This is a genomic window from Xenorhabdus siamensis (assembly GCF_037996745.1).
In the GTDB taxonomy this organism is placed as follows: domain Bacteria; phylum Pseudomonadota; class Gammaproteobacteria; order Enterobacterales; family Enterobacteriaceae; genus Xenorhabdus; species Xenorhabdus indica.
Window position 1 is genome coordinate 154,501 of record NZ_JBBMXE010000020.1, and the last position, 20,552, is coordinate 175,052.

Consider the following 20,552-nt stretch of genomic DNA (forward strand, 5'->3'; position numbering starts at 1 on the left):
TACTAAAAGGTTTGAGCAACATGTCAATGCAGGTGCAAACGCACAGTGCAGTTTTGTTACACTTCACTTTAAAATTGGATGATGGTTCAACAGCAGACTCGACTTATAGTCAGGGTAAGCCCGCATTATTCCATTTAGGTGATGGTAGCCTTTCCGAACCACTCGAACAACAACTGATTGGTTTGAAAGCTGGCGATAAACACCAATTCATACTGGCAGGCGAAACTGTTTTCGGCAAATATAATCCTGATCTGGTGCAATACTTCACACCACGCGATTTTGCCAATTCGGATATTCCTGAAGTGGGTACTATCATGCTATTTACTGCTATGAATGGCAGCGAAATGCCGGGGTTTATCAAAGAAGTTGCAGAAGGTTCTATCACTGTTGATTTTAACCATCCACTGGCTGACCAAAACGTCACTTTTGAGATTGAAGTGTTGGAAATAGACCCTCAATTGGAGGAAAACCATGCAAATATTGCTGGCTAACCCTCGTGGTTTTTGTGCTGGTGTTGATCGCGCCATCAGCATTGTAGAACGCGCATTAGAATTATATGGTGCACCGATTTATGTTCGCCATGAAGTAGTACATAACCGCTATGTGGTTGATGATCTCAGGAATCGGGGTGCCATCTTCATTGAAGAAATTTCAGAAGTTCCTGATGGCTCAATTCTGATTTTTTCCGCACATGGTGTTTCTCAGGCCATCCGTAACGAAGCTCGTTCCCGCAATTTAACCATGCTGTTTGATGCTACCTGCCCGCTGGTAACAAAAGTCCATATGGAAGTCGCTCGTGCAAGCCGTAAAGGTAAAGAAGCTATTTTAATCGGACATGCCGGTCATCCAGAAGTTGAAGGCACGATGGGGCAGTACAATAATCCCGAAGGCGGTATGTATCTGGTGGAATCACCGGAAGATGTATGGAAATTGCAGGTTAAAGACGAAAATAATCTCTGCTTTATGACACAAACCACACTTTCTGTGGATGATACCTCAGAAGTGATTGATGCACTTAATGCCCGGTTCCCGAATATTATCGGCCCACGTAAGGATGATATCTGTTATGCCACCACCAATCGCCAGGAAGCGGTTCGTGATTTGGCAACAGATGCCGATATTGTCTTAGTCGTTGGCTCCAAAAATTCATCAAACTCAAACCGTCTGGCTGAACTGGCACAACGTATGGGCAAACCTGCTTATTTGATTGACTCTGCGGATGATATCAAAGAGGAATGGGTTGATGGTGTGAGCTCTATTGGCTTGACAGCGGGGGCATCCGCACCGGATATTTTAGTGCAACAAGTCATTAAGCGTTTGAAAACGCTTGGCGCAGAAACGGTTAATGAACTGCATGGCCGTGAAGAAAACATTGTGTTTGAAGTACCGAAAGAGTTACGAGTTGAAGTGAAAGAAGTTCATTAACTTCGGATTGACTAAGAGTAGCTATTCCAGGGTTGCTTCAACTTAAATTCGGCTTTTCTATTGGAAGATGCAATTAATTTATTCGGCATCTTTCTAAAAAAAGCCGAATATGAATGTCTTGCCCCAAAATTTAACAACATTCATATCGGCTTATTATCTCATTCCATTTCCATTTATCATTTCTTGCCGCGGGATGTAATTCCATATCACTATTTACGTTCATAAATCCCATATTTATATATGCTTGCCTCGCCTCATCATATGGAGAAAGTTTTAACTTTCCTTCCATCCCTAATTGTTGTGATTTATTTACTGCATACTCAATGAGTAAAACACCACAACCTCGAATACCGCAATGAGTAGCCAAAAAAGAAACCTCAGGTAACTCATTTTCATGATTATCTTTCAGTAATAATTGTAAAGCACCGACAGGAATACCTCTGAAATAAGCAACAACAAAAAACTTTTTTGAACCGTCAGGTTTATCTCTCATAGATTGAAGCTTTGCATTAGTCGAGAGACAATTAAGTATATTAATTGTCTGATTATACCTCATTTTCCACCTTTGCTGTTCCTCATCAAGCTGAAGAGAATCAAAATAGAACCAATCCTTAGCCATAGTTTCTGTTAGCATCTTTTCCGTCGCGTAGAATGCTTCTTCTGGGCTAACCTCCTTGATTGTGATAAATGTTTTCATATTAACCAATGTCGTGTACATATCCGAACAGGATCTAGACCGGGTTAAAGGACCAAATCCTACAGAATGGTTGTTAATATTAAAAGATTTTGATCTGAACATTACATTAATTCCTCTCTTTAATATTCTGGAAGATGTAAATAATTCACCTGGCTTCTCTCTAATAAAAATCCAAATCAAATATATTATATAAACGTCGTCTTTCAAGTTACATCTTGAAATCTATAGGAATAACGTATTAGGTGTCCCGCCTGATATTCAGCAGAATCTATAACGACCCGTTGCCTCATCCCATTTCCATTTATCACTTCTATCAGCAGGATATAATTCTAGATTTTCCCCAACACTAGTAAATCCCATCTCTATATATGCTGGTATCGCCCCCTTATATGGCAAAAGTTGTAACTTCCCCCCCATGCCTAATTGTTGTGATTTATTTACTGCATATTCAATGAGTAAAACACCACAACCTCGAATACCACAATGAGTTGCCAAAAAAACGACTTTAGGTAACCCATCAGTAACTAACAACTGTAAAATTCCGATAGGAACACCTCTGAAATAAGATACAAAAAACAACATTCTTTTATCAGTTCCTTCAATCTGAAGGCGAGCACCAATATTAGTATAGAGAAATGTAAATATTTTCAATGCCTGGTTATATCTCGAATTCCATTTTATTTTCTCCTCATCAAGCTCAGAAGAGTTAGAGTACAACCACTCATCATTCATAGTTTCTTTCTTTATTTTTTGTACTGCATTAAATGCTTCTGGTAGACTAGCCTCCTTAATAACTATAGAACATCTGATATCAGTTGATCTTGGCCATACTTCTGAAAAAGATTTTGATCTGGATATCATATTAACCTCCTTATGATATAAAAAATTCTTATTATTATATTGCTATCATTAACTGGCTAGAAACCTTTCTTTTTCCATAATTAATATTATCAATAAATTGATTGATTTATTTATAAAAGTTGGGATGATTAAAATAATTTTATAGTTTTCATATTAGTTGATATAAAAACTCATCTACACCAAAAATAAAAACACCTTTGAATTAAGTCATAATACACCGTTACTGTATTGAGTCAATTTTTGTTACACAGAAATAAATAAAAGACGAACAGCAAAACCAATCAAAACCACGCCTACTGCGCGTTCGAACCAATGCCCTAGCCGGATAAACTGTAAGCGAACCGTAGAGTTGGAAAAAAGACAGCTCACCAGAATAAACCATGCTGCATTTACTATACACATCCACACACCATAAAAAATCTGGACAGATAACGGCGTAGTTGCACTCACAACAGTTGTGAAGACAGCCAGAAAAAATAAAGTTGCTTTGGGATTGGTCGCATTTGTCATAAAACCAGTAAAAAAAGCTCGTCGCAAGTTTCTTTGTTGCGGAAGTGCCTTATTCGGGAGGATAAAATCCGTTTTTTCCGGCTTACTTCTAATAAATTGAATCCCCAAATAGCAAATATATATACCACCAATCATTTTTGCTATTGTCATCAGCCAAGGTGTTGAATGTATTAATGCTCCAATACCAATCAATGTATAAATAACATGGACTGATATTCCCGCACCAATACCAATAGCGGTACAAATTCCCACCCAACGACCAAAGCGTATGCTCTGTCGTAGTGTTACGGCAAAATCTGGTCCCGGTGCAACAACAGCCAAAAAATGAATAAGTGCAAGTCCCCAAAACTCATGCAAGTAATCAGAAAGCATATTTACCCCGAAAAGCGTTTATATTTATAGTGGTATCACTTAGTTGAATCTATTATGATGCAATATATTACGTTGGCATCACTATGTCATATTGCACTGATAACTTGCCTTTCTTTTCCTTAATAGTTTGTATCTGAATTTTGTGAATATGTTTTAATGATGTCACATGTGTTCCGCCGCAAGGGTAAGGGGGAAGTTCACCAAAACTGACTTGCCGAAATCCATCATCACGCAGAGTAATCTGGCAAGACAAATTTTCAGCGATAAGTTGATCACAGCTTTCCTGAAGTGCTTCAACAAAAACAGTTTGAGCATGCATTTCCGGTTTAAAAATAACCCGACTTTCTCCGGGCCTCATGGGAAAACAGTTATTGAATATTTGCCATATGTTATGTGCAACACCCGAATACCTTGCAGAACATGGCACACCACAACATCCTCACGATCTGAAAAATCACAGTTGCATCTATCTTGGGGGAAGAACCAGGAGATTCACGTTCTGCCTGATTGGAACTTTAAAGCCAACTACACTGGCGAATTATGGATACTTTATCCACCAACACGGCATTTACCTCCAAAACTCAGTGTATTTATAGAATTTCTGGCCGAACGCCTCCGTCAGGAAAACATCGCAGATAATAAAAGGGTAGATAAGATTCACGATACCACTCATTACGAATTACCTGAAATGGGAGGATAATTATGTTCATGTAAAAGAGGTGAATTAGTTATTTTAACTCACCTCTTCCCTGTAATATTCAAAGGGGTTTATAATAATGAATAAGTTAATTGCCATTGATAACAAAACAATAATTCCATGTTAAAATCTGAATTATCATTCCCTATAAAAAGATCGTGTCATATTGTTTTCATTAATGTTTTTAATTAAGTCTATATTTTAGATTATTAACATCAATAGGTTCGGAATTACTAAGCATAGTTAGCACGTGATCCAAGCAATTATAAAACCCCCAAAACTCAGTATAATCATACTTACCCTCTTTAGCCAATTTTTCTGCATTAATTTCTCTCAATCTTGTATAGTCATACCACTCTTTAATATTACTTACCCGATGATGCCAGTCATGACAAATCAGTGACCCCTGCACTATCAACATTCGAACAGGCAAATGGTAGAATAAATGTTTAAAGGCCCATAAAATCCATTGTAGAGAATATTTCAAAGAAAAACTTTCAGGACAAGGTGAGCCACAAAAGCGCCCTAAAGAGTTTTTGATATGGCTATGAAGAATAGTTTCATTTTCACGACGTAATAACCACACATGCTCAGTCATTAACTGTAATAACGATGCTATCTGGTACACAATTATATATATTAAATTTGATTTAATGCGGCCATAGAAATATGAAAAATGAAAATAAGGACTAAATAGGGTCAAAAATAGGTTAATATAGAGCTGTTTCTTTGTTTTTCCAGGTTCAAACCCTAATTTGTATACTGCCGCTAAATCTTTATCTTCTGTTGTTGAAAAATCCTTTCCATGATGCTCATATATATGAAACTGACGGTATGAATCGTAAGGTTGAGTAATGAATATGGTGGATAAAATTTCACATATAACTCTATTACGTGATTTTGTTGAGAGTAAATTTCCATGTACCCCTTGATGAATAATAGTAGCAACAATATACCTGGCTCCAGAAGTGGAAAATAATACACCAACTAAATAGAGGATAAACTTGATAAGTGATGACATATTATTATTTAGTGACAAGTAGATAAGTAGTGTACCAACCACAATCCAACTAATCGACCAACATATCATTTCAATTGAGTTGGATTTCCATAATGCTTTTCTGCCGGGAATATCCTTTCCTGTTAGCCAACTCCATACACCTTGAAAAGGTAATATCTTATATGTATTCCGAATAGCGGTAGATTCCTTATAAAGATCAATTCCTGTTTTCATAATTCCTCCTATTGATGAACAAAGTAATTTTAATATAATTATTTTTATTACAAAGAGTGAAATATCAAAACATAAATTGTAACTATTACAATCTATAAATAAATTCGCAGTAAATGTGCAAAGTTATCTATATATGTCCATTTGTTAACATTTTATAAAAAATCCCGCTTTATATCTATAAAATAGCAGATAACACATAAAAAGCAGCCAGACTGATAACAACACACACTACGATATTTCTGATAAAAAAAGCAAAAACGGTAGTTAATAATGCCCCCCATAAATAAGGATTATTAGAAACTTCCCTTAACTCTCCATGTTCCATTAAAATAATTGGCCCACATATTGCAATCAATAAACAAGGGGCAGAATATTTTAATGATTCATTTATTATTTTAGGAATCTTTACCGGAACTTTAGGTTCCAGAAAAACATATCTATTAAATAATACAATACCAGCTAAAATAAAAAGCAAGGCCCAACTCATATTGACTCCTTATTTAACCTGGCTATAAAAACAGAAAAGAACATACCACTGACACCAGCAATGATAATGGCACCTTCAATGTGAAGGTAAGATAATATCATTGATAAAAACAATGAAAAAATAACACCCAAAAACACACTGAGTTTTTTAATCATCGGTACAACAATAGTAATGAAGGTAGCGACAATGGAGAAATCCAGATGATATTTATCTAAATCTGGAATAGAAGAAGCCATTAATATTCCCAGAAGACTGAATAGATTCCAGCATACATAAAAACATAATCCAGCGCCAATCAAATAGCCCGGAGTTAAAATCTGTTTATCTCTCTGAGCACAACTTAAAGCAAACAATTCATCTGTTAGTAAAAAACCGATTGGTAGTCGATAACGAAGTTTTAATAAAGAAACATATTCACGTAAAGTTAAACCATAGAGAAAATGCTGAGCTGTGATAAAAAACACTGAAATAATAATAGTAAAGATACTAGCACCTGATGCTAATAAACCAAGTGTCACTAATTGTGCAGCACCAGCGAATAAAATTGCAGACATCCCTATACTTTGCCCCAGAGTTAACCCTGATTGAACGGCAACAGAGCCAGCAAGTATTCCCCAGGGAATAACCGAAAGGCAAAGCGGTAACATATTATATATTCCAGACCAAAATCCTTGCCAGGAGGATATTTTGGGTTGCAATTCAGTCATTGTTTTTTCCATAAACAGATCTACGCCAACAAAATAAAAGAACCATTGGCAGATAGCTTACGTACGGATAATACAGGAGTATTGAATAAAATTGTGGTGAAATAATTTCTTGCTAATCTGATTGAAATCCTTCCCAATAAAGCAATAGAGCATTTTTAAGCTGCTTGTAGAGAACGGACAAACATTCCGGGAGTGATCCCTAAGGTATTTTTAAAATGGCGGTTAAAATGGCTTTGGTCGGCAAAACCACAGCGAATAGCAACATTTAGTATAGAATGTCCATCCAATAACAATTTTCGCGCCATACGTAAGCGGGCAAAAATTAAATAAACATGAGGAGTTACTCCGATAATTTCCTTAAATTGCCGCAAAAAATGCCATGGACTTAGCTGTACCATTTCTGCTAACCGATTGAGAGAAATATCAGTTTCTGCATGTGCATCAATATATTCTTTAGCCAATAAGATCTGCTTTTCAGCAGAAGGAAGTTTCTGTGCAGTGATGCGTGTTTTACCGTAATTCATCATCAACCAAGAAAGTGAAGAAAGCAGCATAGTTTCTTTGAATAAAGTATTAACTTTTTGTGACAATAAATTAAACATCAGACGTAATTGTTCAGATAACCCAGGATCATGAACCACAGCAGAAGGGAACCACGGTATACTGCCATCTGCATATTTTAAGTCGCGTGAAAGTGAACGTAATAAATCAGGTGAAGGGTAAATAGCTTGATATGACCAACCTGTTGTAACAGCAGCAGATCCGGTATGAATTTCATCTGAATTGACTAAAATAATATCACCTTTAGGCGCAATATGTTCCGCACCGGTACGATAGAAACGCTGAGCCCCCTCTTCTATTACTCCTATACAAAAGGTCTCGTGCACATGCCGAGAAAATACTTGCTTACGGTAACTGGCTTTGAGCATCTCCAAACCATTAAATTCTTCCAGACGAAAGAACTGAATTTTCTCTTTTACATTTTCTTGTTGCCACATAAAATAGTTACCCAAGTTTCTGATGAAAATTGATCTTTTTATGGTATTGAACCCTTTTATCTTTAAGTAAGATCCCCCATAGATTTCAGACTACAACTTGAAAGACAACGGGCATATCACTCATTTCTCTATTCGCTTGTTTAATTAACTATGCGCTTTTTCCAGTCTGAAGAAAATTAAGATCCCATCTATAGAGTATAAAGAATATGGGCATTTTCAAGTATCACTGACTACTCATTGTTCTTATACCAACAAATCTTTTTTGTAAAAAACACATCAGGTGGGATTTAGCGAGCTTTCTCTTTTTTGTATAAAATTGCTATAGCAATGTTACTAAGGTAACCAGAATAATTATTTTTTCGTCAAAAATAATTTGAATGTATATATTTAAGAATTGTTACAATAAATATTGTATTAATTTACTTTCTATCTGTTATTTTTATATACCCTATCATGTTATATCCACAGTTTAGATTTTGTTATAACTGTCCTTCCGATCACTGTTTTCCTAATGATCTCCCTTTGAATCTGGTGCAACCAGCCATTGACAGTTAAGCTGTAGGTAATTTGATTTATCACCTCAATTAAAACCAATATCAACTATAGTGAGGGCCTTATGGCTGATACAGATATTCGCATTGCTATCGTAGGGGCCAGTGGCCGCATGGGACGCAATCTTATTCAGGCCATTCAGCAATTGGATGGCGTTACACTTGGTGCAGCATTAGAACACCCAGGCTCTTCATTGGTGGGAGCAGATGCCGGTGAATTGGCCAGTATTGGTCATAACGGTATTACGATCCGTAATGATCTCCATTCTGTCATTGAAGATTTTGATGTCCTGATTGATTTCACCCGCCCAGAAGGAACACTGACATATCTGCCAATTTGCCGCCAATACCGTAAAGCCATGGTGATTGGTACAACTGGGTTTGATGATGCAGGTAAGCAAGCAATCAAAGATGCTGCAAATGAAATTCCTATTGTTTTTGCGGCAAATTTCAGTGTCGGTGTCAACCTTGTCCTTAAGCTGTTGGAAAAAGCAGCAACAGTGATGGGAGAGTATACGGATATTGAAATCATTGAAGCTCACCATCGCCATAAAGTAGATGCTCCATCAGGAACAGCACTGGCAATGGGAGAATCTATTGCACATACGCTCGGTCGTGACCTGAAAACTTGCGCTGTATATGCGCGGGAAGGCCACACAGGTGAACGGAACCCCAAAAGTATTGGTTTTGCTACGGTAAGAGCTGGCGATATTGTTGGAGAACATACCGCTATTTTTGCCGATATTGGTGAACGAGTAGAAATTAGCCATAAGGCTTCAAGCCGTATGACTTTTGCAAATGGCGCTGTTAAGGCATCTATCTGGATAATCAATAAAAACAGAGGTCTTTATGACATGAAAGATGTCCTTAATCTAGATAAATTATAATTATTTAATAATATAACAATTTGTAATTACGCAATTATTTATTATTAATTGCGTAATTCTTATTAATTGAAACATAAATATAAATATTACGTCATTTATACCTATTTTCTACATTAATCTCACTTTTTTACTACCTTTTATCGCATAGATACGGAAAATCACACTGTTTTTTCTGTTTTAAAATTTAATTTCACATTAATCGTGAATATACTCGCACTTTTCTTATGTTTTTCAGGTAAATTTCAATAATACAACAGTGAGTGTCGCAAAAAAAACAATAAAAAGGGTGTTTTTTGTAGACAAGCCCCCCTCTCATCATTAGAATGCGCGCAATTTGCCAAAATTTTGACAAACATCATAATTGGCATTGATTTAAAGGATTAATTCTGAATTAATATGCATTGAGTGCGATTTGTTATTCATTCTGGAGGGCGTTTTGATTAAGTCAGCTATATTGGTTCTGGAAGATGGAACCCAATTTCACGGTCGCGCCATAGGTGCTGAGGGTGTGGCTGTTGGAGAAGTGGTCTTCAATACCTCAATGACCGGATATCAAGAAATACTTACCGACCCTTCCTATTCCCGCCAAATTGTTACTCTCACCTATCCTCATATTGGTAATGTCGGCATCAATGCCGCTGATGAAGAATCTCCCACTATTCAAGCCCAAGGCTTAGTAATCCGTGATTTACCTTTGATAACCAGCAACTACCGCAGTGAAGACAATCTGTCTAACTACTTAAAGCGTCATAACATTGTTGCCATTGCTGATATTGATACTCGTAAACTGACCCGTCTGTTACGGGAAAAAGGCGCACAAAACGGTTGTATCATTGCAGGTGATGAGGTCAATGCTCAAGTTGCTCTTGAAAAAGCAAAAGCATTTCCCGGCTTGAAAGGTATGGATTTGGCGCAAGAAGTGACTACCACACAATCTTATCAGTGGTTACAGGAAAGCTGGACACTGGCAGATGGATTACCAGAAGCTTGCAAAGAGCAAGAACTGCCATACCATATTGTTGCTTATGATTTTGGAGTTAAGCGTAATATTCTGCGTATGCTGGTAGATCGCGGCTGCCGCGTTACTGTCGTGCCAGCAAAAACCTCCGCAGACGAAGTTCTGAAAATGGCACCGGATGGTATTTTCCTGTCCAATGGACCCGGCGATCCAGAGCCTTGTGATTATGCAATCGAAGCAATCAAAACTTTCCTGAACACCGAGATCCCTGTATTTGGTATCTGTCTGGGCCATCAGTTACTGGCATTGGCGAGCGGTGCAAAAACTGTAAAAATGAAGTTTGGTCACCACGGCGGCAACCATCCTGTTAAAGATTTGGATCGTAATGTCGTCATGATCACCGCACAAAACCACGGATTCGCCGTTGATGAAAATTCATTACCGGCAAATCTGCGGGTGACTCATAAATCACTCTTTGATGGTACTCTGCAAGGTATCCACCGTACTGACAAACCTGCATTCAGTTTTCAAGGACACCCTGAAGCCAGCCCTGGTCCACATGAAACCGCGTCTCTGTTCGATCACTTTATTGAATTGATTGAACAGTATCGTCAGCAAGATATTCAGAACACCAAATAATCAGGAGAAAAGGAAAAATGGCAAAACGTACTGATATTAAAAGTATCCTGATCTTAGGTGCTGGTCCGATTGTTATTGGTCAGGCATGTGAATTTGACTACTCAGGAGCACAGGCTTGTAAGGCTCTGAGGGAAGAAGGCTATCGGGTCATACTGGTGAACTCTAACCCAGCCACTATCATGACCGATCCAGGAATGGCAGATGCCACTTACATTGAGCCAATTCATTGGGAAGTCGTACGTAAAATTATTGAAAAAGAGCGCCCGGACGCAATTTTGCCAACCATGGGGGGGCAAACAGCACTGAACTGTGCACTAGAGTTGGAACGTCAGGGTGTATTGCAAGAATTCGGTGTAACCATGATTGGTGCTACCGCAGATGCAATTGATAAAGCAGAAGATCGTCAGCGTTTTGACAAGGCGATGAAAAAAATCGGCTTGGATACTGCACGTTCTGGGATTGCCCATTCAATGGAAGAAGCGCTGGCTGTAGCCGAAGACGTTGGCTTCCCTTGTATCATCCGTCCTTCTTTCACTATGGGTGGAACAGGGGGGGGTATCGCTTATAACCGCGAAGAATTTGAAGAGATCTGTGAACGTGGTTTAGATCTCTCCCCAACCAATGAATTGCTGATCGATGAATCTCTGATTGGTTGGAAAGAGTATGAAATGGAAGTAGTACGCGACAAAAACGATAACTGCATTATCGTCTGCTCCATTGAAAATTTCGATCCAATGGGGATCCATACTGGTGACTCCATTACTGTGGCTCCCGCCCAGACATTGACGGATAAAGAGTACCAAATCATGCGTAATGCCTCGATGGCCGTACTGCGTGAAATTGGTGTAGAAACCGGTGGTTCAAACGTACAGTTTGCTGTTAACCCTAAAAATGGCCGCCTGATTGTTATCGAGATGAACCCACGTGTATCCCGTTCATCTGCTCTGGCCTCCAAAGCAACAGGCTTCCCTATCGCAAAAATTGCAGCAAAACTGGCCGTTGGTTATACCCTTGATGAACTGATGAACGATATCACGGGTGGGCGTACTCCGGCCTCTTTCGAACCATCAATTGACTATGTAGTGACTAAGATCCCTCGCTTTAATTTCGAAAAATTTGTCGGCAGCAATGATCGCCTGACAACTCAAATGAAATCTGTTGGTGAAGTCATGGCAATTGGCCGTACTTTCCAGGAATCCCTGCAAAAAGCTTTGCGTGGCCTGGAAGTCGGAGCAACCGGCTTCGATCCGAAAGTCAATCTGGATGACCCGCAATCACTGACCAAAATCCGCAGCGAACTAAAAGATGCGGGCGCTGAGCGTATCTGGTATGTTGCAGATGCTTTTCGTGCCGGTATGTCCGTTGATGGTATCTTTAACCTGACCAACATTGACCGCTGGTTCCTGGTACAGATCGAAGAACTGGTACGTCTGGAAGAACAAGTAGCAGAGCAAGGCATCAACGGCCTGACTTCCGACTTCCTGCGTCAGCTCAAGCGTAAAGGTTTTGCAGATGCACGTCTGGCAAAACTGGTCGGCGTATCCGGTAAAGAGATCCGCAAACTGCGCCAGGATTACAACCTGTATCCGGTCTACAAACGAGTAGATACCTGTGCCGCAGAGTTTGCAACTGACACTGCATACATGTACTCCACTTATGAAGATGAATGCGAAGCTAATCCAAATAGCGACAAGCCGAAAATTATGGTATTGGGTGGTGGCCCGAACCGCATCGGCCAGGGCATTGAATTCGATTATTGCTGTGTACATGCGGCACTGGCGTTACGTGAAGATGGTTATGAAACCATCATGGTTAACTGTAACCCAGAAACGGTTTCAACAGATTACGACACTTCCGACCGCCTTTACTTTGAGCCAGTAACACTGGAAGACGTACTGGAAATTGTACGCGTTGAGCAACCAAAAGGTGTGATCGTCCAGTATGGTGGTCAAACGCCACTGAAACTGGCTCGCGAACTGGAAGCAGCAGGCGTACCCATTATCGGCACCAGCCCGGATGCCATTGACCGTGCAGAAGACCGTGAGCGTTTCCAGCAGGCGGTAAATCGTCTTGGTCTGAAACAACCAGCCAATGCCACTGTCACCACTATTGAACAGGCGGTAGAGAAAGGGAACAACATTGGCTACCCGCTGGTGGTTCGTCCTTCCTATGTATTAGGTGGTCGTGCAATGGAAATCGTATACGATGAATCAGACCTGCGCCGTTATTTCCAAACCGCTGTGAGTGTTTCCAACGATGCTCCGGTTCTGTTGGATCGATTCCTTGATGATGCTGTTGAAGTCGATGTTGATGCTATCTGTGACGGGGAACATGTCCTGATAGGTGGCATTATGGAACATATCGAACAGGCGGGTGTTCACTCTGGTGACTCAGCCTGCTCCTTGCCTGCATATACCTTAAGCAAGGAGATTCAGGATGTTATGCGTCAACAAGTTGAAAAACTGGCTTTTGAATTGCGTGTCCGTGGTTTGATGAATGTCCAGTTCGCTGTGAAAAACAACGAAGTGTACTTGATCGAAGTGAACCCACGTGCAGCACGCACGGTTCCATTTGTTTCCAAAGCGACAGGTCTGCCATTGGCGAAAGTTGCAGCACGTGTGATGGCCGGGCAATCCTTGCAGTCACAGGGAGTCACTAAAGAAATCATTCCTCCTTACTATTCCGTGAAAGAAGTGGTATTGCCATTCAACAAATTCCCTGGAGTTGACCCGATTCTGGGGCCAGAAATGCGCTCTACAGGTGAAGTGATGGGTGTTGGTCGCACTTTTGCGGAAGCCTTCTCCAAAGCGATGCTGGGCAGTAACTCCACTCTGCGTAAAAAAGGCCGGGCATTACTGTCAGTACGTGAAGAGGATAAAGAACGCATTGTTGATTTAGCAGCCAAACTGCTCAAACATGGCTTTGAATTGGACGCAACTCACGGTACAGCCATTGTATTGGGTGAAGCCGGGATCAACCCACGTCTGGTGAACAAAGTTCATGAAGGCCGTCCACATATTCAGGACAGAATCAAAAACGGTGAATATGACTATATCGTCAATACTACCGCTGGCCGCCAGGCAATTGAAGATTCAAAACTGCTCCGGCGCAGTGCACTACAATATAAAGTGCACTATGACACCACCCTGAATGGCGGTTTTGCAACCACGATGGCTCTCAGTGCTGATCCGACTGAGCAGGTAATTTCTGTACAGGAAATGCACGCAAAAATTACTGGGTAATTTAATCGTATAAAAAACAGCTCCCCCAAAGTTGGTTCTCCAATAAGTCAGGGAGCTATTTTTTTATCTGGTGAAAATGTTGATATAAGCTGATAGCGCGCTGGTTGGTAGTAGCAACGTCCAGCTCTCAATCATTTTATACTTTCGGTTTCGAGCCCGGAGGATTTCCTGTTCGAATAGTTGGGAACCAATCCCTTGACGGGAAAATTCCGGATCAACAGAAAGGTTGTAGAGAACGCAAGAATCATCTTTCGGTTTAGGCGTGGCAGATGTGGAAACAAGTAATCTATACAGACATTTGATGGCTTGAGGTAAGGGTAAAATGTAAAAACAGAATTCAATAGTAGTTGCCCTAAAGTGGCTGTTCCATATAAGTTGAGAGCACGATTTTGTTCACTGAAATGATCCACAACATGTATCGTGCAGGATGCCAGCACTGAGAAATTTCGGTTAATGCACTCTAAGCTTTCTTTAAAGCCTGCAAACCCGGCATGAAAGAGCAGTTTGTTGATATGGCCTTCTTCTGAAAACAGACTACGGATCTGATTTGATTTAGCCGTTCTTTCCTGAGTAGCCCCTTCCCGTATTCGGTGCAATGACTGTATGATTGCTGCTCGGCACTTTTTGTGGACACACAGTGAATATCCTGTCTTGTTACTGCCATACCGATCGCCGCAGCATCATTAGCATCATTTTTTCCGCCGACAACAAATGAACCGTGCGCCCCAACTTTGTCAATTCCCGTGCCCAATAATATGCACTATGGCAGGCTTCAATCCCAATCTAAAGTCGCAAAAAACTTCAACACACTATTTCGACGTCACTTCTGTTTAATAGTGGCTACGCCACAGTGGTTGGTCCCATAAACTTGAAAAATATTTTTAGCAATATCAAGGCCGATGATGAGATTAGGCATAATTTCCTCCCAAAACTGGCTAGATTTTATTGATGAATTCCCATCTTACTCCGTGAGGAGCGGGAGTTCATAACATCAGCCTTATTGCAGCCGATGCGGCGGGCCTCGATGTAATCCGCTGGCTGGCTCCTCATTCCTCCGACGAGCTTGACGCTCTGGCGACCATACAGGTTTAGCAAGTCACGGTCTTACCTGTCCTTGTCATCATTATTATTGCCTCGGCAATCTTTCTGCATTCATCCTTGTGGTTAAAAATGAAAGTTAATTGGTGAAAGGCCTCAATAAGGCCTGACACTAACGTAATCTTTTGGGTAGCCCCGTTTATGAGCCACCAATGCCCAAACAGTGCGGGCCAGCCTATTGGCCATCCCCACAATAGCCACACAGATCGGACGCCGTTTTTTTAGCTCCGTCACCCATGGTAAGGGCGTTTTTGTGGTTAAGGTGGCGACCCTTGATCCATGGATAAATAGCGTTCTCAGATAGGTATCTCCCCGTTTACTGATCCCCAGTAATTTGATCCGGCCTCCCGTCCCCGTCTGTTTCGGCACCAATCCCAGACAGGCCGAAAATTCTCTGCCCGACCGGAACGCACTGGGGGCGCCCATCGTTGCGATGGCGGCTATCGCAATCAGCACACCGACACCGGGTATTTTCATAATCCGTTGGCAATCGGCATTCTGTTTTGCCCACGATGTCAGTTGGTTTTCCATCTGTTCAATGTGTTCATCGATTTCGTTCAAGCGGTGGTATTGTTCTTCAAGTAGCTCAGGCAGGAAGGGAGCCCACTTTTCCCTTAGCCGTTCAAGCACCTCCGGCATTGCTTTATCCAATGAGGTTCTGCCCTTATGTACGGTTTCGCCGAACTCCAGTAACAAACCCTGTAATGCATTGATTTGCGCGGTTCTGAATTTGACCAGTTGTTCGCGCATCCGGTGCAATGACAGGATGGCCTGCTGTTCCTCGTTTTTGATTGCAACGGATTTACCGGGTTGCTGAACCGCTAGCCAAATGGCCCGGGCATCCTGCACATCATTTTTATTTCCCATCCTGAATGCCCTGACAAACCGAGCTTGAAGCAAACGCACTTCATGCCCCAGTTTTCTCAGTTCCCGTGCCCAATAATGCGCACCGCCACACGCTCCCATACCAATCAAGCAAAGTGCAGGTTGCTGAAGAACGTTAAAAAATCCTACCGCCGTAGCTGATTATCAATGATTTCACCGGTGTATTCATCGACAAAATGAATTTGCATCAAATGTTTTGCAATATCGACACCAAAAGGAGTAAATTTCATGGGGGTTCCTCCAGTCATCAGGGAGCAACAAGCTCCCACGTTTAGGCACTATAAGGCCGGAAATCGGTGAGGATCCACGCCTCATCTCTCAATCCCAGCACAATCATGCCGAGGGCTAAATGGTTGGGATGGATGAGTAGAGCTGTCCGGTCACCCAGACAGCCCCCTCCGCAGAACCGGACGTGCGGAACTACCGCATCCGGCTCCCGACAGATCCGTGCCCCCACACCTATTCAGCAAGAATTGAACATTGAATGTGTTTTCCATCGTAACGGATAACCCAGCATTTTCAGGATCAGATTCAGTTTCTTCCCCGTCAGTCGGCGGCGTCCCCCTTGACGGTTGAACCATCGGTAGATTATTCGCGTACTTTGGTAGATAAACTGCCCGACTCGTCTCTGGTTATCAGAGATACCGTGGTAATTTATCCAGCCTCTGATCACTCTGATGACGGTATTCAGGATAAGCCTTTTGTCAGTCGTATTCAGATTCTTCCAAAGGAAGTCCCTGAATCCCTTCAATTTGGCTGCAAAACGGTCTTTTCGGCTGGTTAACTTCAGCCGCCAGAAACCTTTTCGCGTTTTCCCCCAATAACAGGTAAACCCCAGAAAATTGAACGTGGGCAAGCGTTTTCCCGACTGGTTGGCTCGCATTGCCGCGATGTGACCCGCAGGGATTCATTGCGATTTGTCTTCGTGCAACGCCAAGCCATACTTATTCAGTCTCTTAGGTAACACCTTATAGAAACGTTTTGCCTCTCTGGGATACTGAAAGGTAAACACCATGTCATCGGCATACCTCACCATCTCTGCCCGTCCGTGAATATGAGAGTGGCTGATTTCATTAAACCATTCATCTATGACATGATGCAGGTAGATATTGGCCAGTATCGGCGACAGGATTGAACCTTGCGGACATCCGCACACATTGCTGGACATCTCTTTACCCACTATGACGGGCGCCGTGATTAATACCTCGATCAATCTGAGGAAACGGCGATCTGATATTTTCTTCCGAAGTATATTCATTAACTCATCATGAGGTATCATGTTGAAATACTTTCGGATGTCAATTTCTACTACCGCTCCATTCCAGTTATGGAATGTTTGCTGTTGCAGTGCCTTTAATGCCGCATGGCAATTTAATCCCGGCCGGAAGCCATAGGAACAGGGCATAAACAACGGTTCATAAATCCGGCTGAGGATATCACTGACCGTAAGCTGGACAAGTTTATCCTCTGTGCACGAAATGGCCAGAGGCCGTTTACTGCCATCCTCTTTTGGGATCTCGGTTATCCGGGCTGCTTTCGGGTGATACGTCCCTCTGCGTATCCGCAGGATAAGAGGTTGTATATTCTCATCCAAATGTTCACCGTAAGCGGCTTTTGTCATGCGATCAATACCCACGGCTTTACTCCCGTCCAGCCGCTGGAATTGCCATTTCAGCATGTCACCGTTCAACAAATGCCCTAAATTATTGAACACCTGCTGCTTGTTACCTGCTGATTTCTCGCCTATACGCTCAAGTTTCGTTAACCATGATACTCCGTCGTTGCTGTGTACGATCATTGTTGCCCTCTTACGTTCGATCTGTCTGCCAGCCCTTCGCTCCACGGTCATTACCCGTTTCAACGCTACTATGACTGACTCCGACTTCCTGATATTCATTTCTCAGGCCTTGTGTTTGGCACTTGTACCCGAAATACTCATTCCCTTGAGAAATATCGGGATCTCCTGGGTTCCGCACTGTTCTCTACAAACTCGCCGACGCCTGCGGCTCCGGTGTGTGCTGCTGAATGGATAATTGCCAGTATGACCATTCAGACGCTGCTGCCTGCTGGCTGGACAAAACTATCGGCACACACGATTAAATGTATTTCGGCGCTATCACGTTCACCTTTTGGTTTCGGCTCGAGTGTTTCGCTGTCTACGCTTCATCTCCTTTGTTACCGCCGGAGATGCAAGACTCGCTACGTAGTGGTCTGGCTAATCCCTTTCTACGACGGGACTTTCACCCGCAAGATCAGTACAGCTTTGCCCAGCGCACTGTCCATTTCATTAGCCTCGATATCGTCAAGTTCTCCTTTTTCAATCTAAAAATGCAGCGTCAGATTCACTGAGTGGTGAAATAGGCGTGGGCTTGTCAGGGTTGTGTTGTTCTTTGGCTATGGCGTCACTTTCAGCAGTAAACCTGCCAAAAGTGACGCCTTGAGTTCCACAAACGATCAGAAAAAGTCGTGCAAGTATTGAAATACCAGTAGTCACCGTAAGGTTCAGTGTGAAATGGTAGCAATGAGTTAATTGTTTTGGTGTAGAAAAATTGTCCGCTGAATATTTCAGGCAGAGATAATGAGAAGTATGAACTGGATAGGCGAAAAACATCCTGTTGTTCATTGAAGATAAAGGAAAATAGTATCTATGTTGATTTAAAACATCAGTGCATGAATCAACGTTCAACACACTTCAATGACAATATAAAAACATCCTTTTGAGATATTTTGAGTTTAAGAAACCTTCATCGCCAGACAAGGGGTTTATGTCTGACAATATCTGCTTCCAAAGGTGGGCAGATGTACCGCAATCATGCACTCCCTTTCAGGCTACGGGAATTTTTTTGCCCCTTGGAGGTGATGGGCACTTTGATAATTACTAATGGAGATGCTAACAATTATACATGAAACGAGCAAATTTTTGCTCTATCATACTCATCTCACGAATTTTCTTCTAAACAAATCGACTAAGGCTCATGATGTTAGTCTTCAAATGAAAAAACTATTGCACACATAAGCCAGACCATGGAAATAAGAGCTATTGTAGTGTCGAATAATGTTCCATTTTTTCACTATCAAAATTATCTATCTGTTGCTGAATTAATTTCCTGATAACTAATAGGTACGTTCCATCTTTTTATATCTTCTTTATTGAAGGCAATACACCATTCAGCGTCTTCCTGAAGCGCTTTCCTAACCTTATTATCATAATCAGTATTGCCCGGAATAAATTTCCAACTCTCTTTATATGCTTTAGTAATTTCTGAAGGACACATAAGCTGAAACTCACCAAATGAAAATATAGAAACCGCTCTGATAGCAATTTTCCCTGTATCCTCAACTTTCCAACTTATCCATACACCTTTATCAAAAAGGTTCTGAGGATATTCTTTTTCATCTACCAAATAAGTATGAGGTGTAAAATCACTGATCCCTGAAAGTTTCATTACAGAGTGAACAAACATAACCGGGATAACAGTAATAAAGTATGACATCACTAACATTATGGCAAATGCCAGCGCGATCGGAACAGTAACTTTCTTGACTAATTTTTCACCATTATTCATTCGTATAAAAACAACCCCAGGAAATATAGTAAATATATAAAAAGCATAAGAAATAGCCACAAACCCAATAACTTGATAAGTATCTCCCATTAAATCAGGAAATTTCATTGAATCAGAAAACAATGATATAGGAATAATTTGACTATAAGATAAAACAGAAATAAAAAAAGGAATCAATAAATAAATTCTAAATTTATATTTGTTTTTTATGGTGTTTGATTTGATTCTTAGCTCTTGATTTAATATTTTTTTATTCATAAGGTAAGACACAATTGATATACTAACTACCAAAATAAAAAATGAAGAAAGAATAATTATGTGAAAAACACTACTAGGATCATCAAAGATAAATACACTCAATGCAATAATTATTGGAGTGAAAAACCCACTTACCATAAGTATCGTTATAAGATTATTTTTTATATTATCATAATAAATAAAGTGTTTATTTTCTGCCGGTATGAAAAGAGATAATAGCCAAGACCCCATGAAGAAAATAATCAAAAAAGACGCCATGTTAATAATAAAAGAAAACACAAGAATATTAAACATATTTTTGAAACTGACAGATTCGTTAAATATATCCAAACGTCCCATCCTATTAAGGAAAAACCAAATAATAACTATTGATATGATAGAGGAAATTGATGACATTGGTAAAACTGAGATGCCAATTTTTTTTAGAAGTTTATTACATTCCATAATTTAAAATCCAATAGTGTGAAACGACTCACAATG

18 protein-coding genes and 2 pseudogenes are annotated in these 20,552 nt (G+C 40.7%); 6 read left to right on the forward strand and 14 right to left on the reverse strand.

Going from position 1 to position 20,552, the window contains the following annotated elements; all coding sequences use genetic code 11:
* Positions 1-20 precede the first annotated feature (20 nt).
* Together fkpB and ispH are read left to right on the forward strand one after the other, a co-directional pair.
* Positions 21-491 carry an FKBP-type peptidyl-prolyl cis-trans isomerase gene (gene fkpB, locus AAC852_RS18830; RefSeq protein ID WP_340622311.1) on the forward strand — a complete coding sequence of 157 codons (471 nt, stop codon included), beginning with the start codon at positions 21-23 and terminating at the stop codon, positions 489-491.
* A complete protein-coding gene (gene ispH, locus AAC852_RS18835) occupies positions 472-1,425 on the forward strand; it encodes a 4-hydroxy-3-methylbut-2-enyl diphosphate reductase (RefSeq protein WP_340622312.1) in 954 nt (317 codons plus the stop codon). Before fkpB ends, ispH begins: the two co-directional genes overlap by 20 nt.
* Positions 1,426-1,555: 130 nt before the next feature.
* On the opposite strand, the gene AAC852_RS18840 is transcribed toward ispH, so the two are convergent.
* The 4 genes from AAC852_RS18840 to AAC852_RS18855 all read right to left on the reverse strand — a co-directional run bounded on the left by AAC852_RS18840 (position 1,556) and on the right by AAC852_RS18855 (position 4,184).
* Complete coding sequence (locus AAC852_RS18840) at positions 1,556-2,122, reverse strand: GNAT family N-acetyltransferase (protein ID WP_340622313.1); 567 nt, start codon at positions 2,120-2,122, stop codon at positions 1,556-1,558.
* 258 nt (positions 2,123-2,380) lie between these two features.
* Positions 2,381-2,983 (reverse strand): hypothetical protein, encoded by a 603-nt coding sequence (locus AAC852_RS18845; RefSeq protein WP_340622314.1) that lies wholly within the window; start codon positions 2,981-2,983, stop codon positions 2,381-2,383.
* A 243-nt stretch (positions 2,984-3,226) separates the two neighbouring features.
* Positions 3,227-3,865: a LysE family translocator gene (locus tag AAC852_RS18850; RefSeq protein ID WP_340622315.1), complete on the reverse strand. Its 639-nt coding sequence runs from the start codon at positions 3,863-3,865 to the stop codon at positions 3,227-3,229.
* A gap of 67 nt (positions 3,866-3,932) precedes the next feature.
* Positions 3,933-4,184, reverse strand: a complete 252-nt coding sequence (locus tag AAC852_RS18855; RefSeq protein ID WP_340622316.1) for a hypothetical protein — start codon at positions 4,182-4,184, stop codon at positions 3,933-3,935.
* Positions 4,185-4,325: 141 nt separating this feature from the next.
* Between AAC852_RS18855 and AAC852_RS20100 the strand changes: the two genes are divergently transcribed.
* Positions 4,326-4,565, forward strand: a complete 240-nt coding sequence (locus tag AAC852_RS20100) for a hypothetical protein (RefSeq protein WP_422824320.1) — start codon at positions 4,326-4,328, stop codon at positions 4,563-4,565.
* A gap of 181 nt (positions 4,566-4,746) precedes the next feature.
* Here AAC852_RS20100 and AAC852_RS18865 read toward each other — a convergent pair whose 3' ends face one another.
* The 4 genes from AAC852_RS18865 to AAC852_RS18880 all read right to left on the reverse strand — a co-directional run bounded on the left by AAC852_RS18865 (position 4,747) and on the right by AAC852_RS18880 (position 7,988).
* Positions 4,747-5,796: a fatty acid desaturase gene (locus tag AAC852_RS18865; protein WP_340622317.1), complete on the reverse strand. Its 1,050-nt coding sequence runs from the start codon at positions 5,794-5,796 to the stop codon at positions 4,747-4,749.
* 175 nt (positions 5,797-5,971) lie between these two features.
* Positions 5,972-6,283: an AzlD domain-containing protein gene (locus AAC852_RS18870; RefSeq protein ID WP_340622318.1), complete on the reverse strand. Its 312-nt coding sequence runs from the start codon at positions 6,281-6,283 to the stop codon at positions 5,972-5,974.
* The gene (locus tag AAC852_RS18875; RefSeq protein WP_340622319.1) at positions 6,280-6,990 is read right to left on the reverse strand and encodes an AzlC family ABC transporter permease; all 711 of its coding nucleotides are present in this window, start codon (positions 6,988-6,990) and stop codon (positions 6,280-6,282) included. Before AAC852_RS18875 ends, AAC852_RS18870 begins: the two co-directional genes overlap by 4 nt.
* A 155-nt stretch (positions 6,991-7,145) precedes the next feature.
* Positions 7,146-7,988, reverse strand: a complete 843-nt coding sequence (locus tag AAC852_RS18880) for an AraC family transcriptional regulator (RefSeq protein ID WP_340622320.1) — start codon at positions 7,986-7,988, stop codon at positions 7,146-7,148.
* Positions 7,989-8,604: 616 nt separating this feature from the next.
* Here AAC852_RS18880 and dapB point away from each other — a divergent pair.
* From dapB to carB, 3 genes are all read left to right on the forward strand, one after another.
* Positions 8,605-9,426, forward strand: coding sequence for a 4-hydroxy-tetrahydrodipicolinate reductase (dapB, locus tag AAC852_RS18885; RefSeq protein ID WP_340622321.1), 822 nt, complete (start codon positions 8,605-8,607; stop codon positions 9,424-9,426).
* Positions 9,427-9,862: 436 nt separating this feature from the next.
* Positions 9,863-11,023 (forward strand): glutamine-hydrolyzing carbamoyl-phosphate synthase small subunit, encoded by a 1,161-nt coding sequence (gene carA, locus AAC852_RS18890; RefSeq protein ID WP_340622322.1) that lies wholly within the window; start codon positions 9,863-9,865, stop codon positions 11,021-11,023.
* 17 nt (positions 11,024-11,040) lie between these two features.
* Complete coding sequence (gene carB / locus AAC852_RS18895; RefSeq protein ID WP_340622323.1) at positions 11,041-14,265, forward strand: carbamoyl-phosphate synthase large subunit; 3,225 nt, start codon at positions 11,041-11,043, stop codon at positions 14,263-14,265.
* Between the two features lie 63 nt (positions 14,266-14,328).
* On the opposite strand, the gene AAC852_RS20105 is transcribed toward carB, so the two are convergent.
* From AAC852_RS20105 to AAC852_RS18920, 6 genes and pseudogenes are all read right to left on the reverse strand, one after another.
* Positions 14,329-14,637, reverse strand: coding sequence for a GNAT family N-acetyltransferase (locus tag AAC852_RS20105; RefSeq protein WP_422824321.1), 309 nt, complete (start codon positions 14,635-14,637; stop codon positions 14,329-14,331).
* 822 nt (positions 14,638-15,459) lie between these two features.
* A pseudogene (locus tag AAC852_RS18900) lies at positions 15,460-16,478 on the reverse strand (IS110 family RNA-guided transposase).
* Positions 16,479-16,711: 233 nt separating this feature from the next.
* Positions 16,712-18,046: pseudogene (locus AAC852_RS18905) on the reverse strand (reverse transcriptase domain-containing protein).
* Between the two features lie 10 nt (positions 18,047-18,056).
* Positions 18,057-18,224: a hypothetical protein gene (locus tag AAC852_RS18910; RefSeq protein WP_340622324.1), complete on the reverse strand. Its 168-nt coding sequence runs from the start codon at positions 18,222-18,224 to the stop codon at positions 18,057-18,059.
* Between the two features lie 341 nt (positions 18,225-18,565).
* Positions 18,566-18,859, reverse strand: a complete 294-nt coding sequence (locus AAC852_RS18915; RefSeq protein ID WP_340622325.1) for a hypothetical protein — start codon at positions 18,857-18,859, stop codon at positions 18,566-18,568.
* 469 nt (positions 18,860-19,328) lie between these two features.
* The gene (locus AAC852_RS18920; protein ID WP_340622326.1) at positions 19,329-20,516 is read right to left on the reverse strand and encodes a hypothetical protein; all 1,188 of its coding nucleotides are present in this window, start codon (positions 20,514-20,516) and stop codon (positions 19,329-19,331) included.
* Positions 20,517-20,552 lie beyond the last annotated feature (36 nt).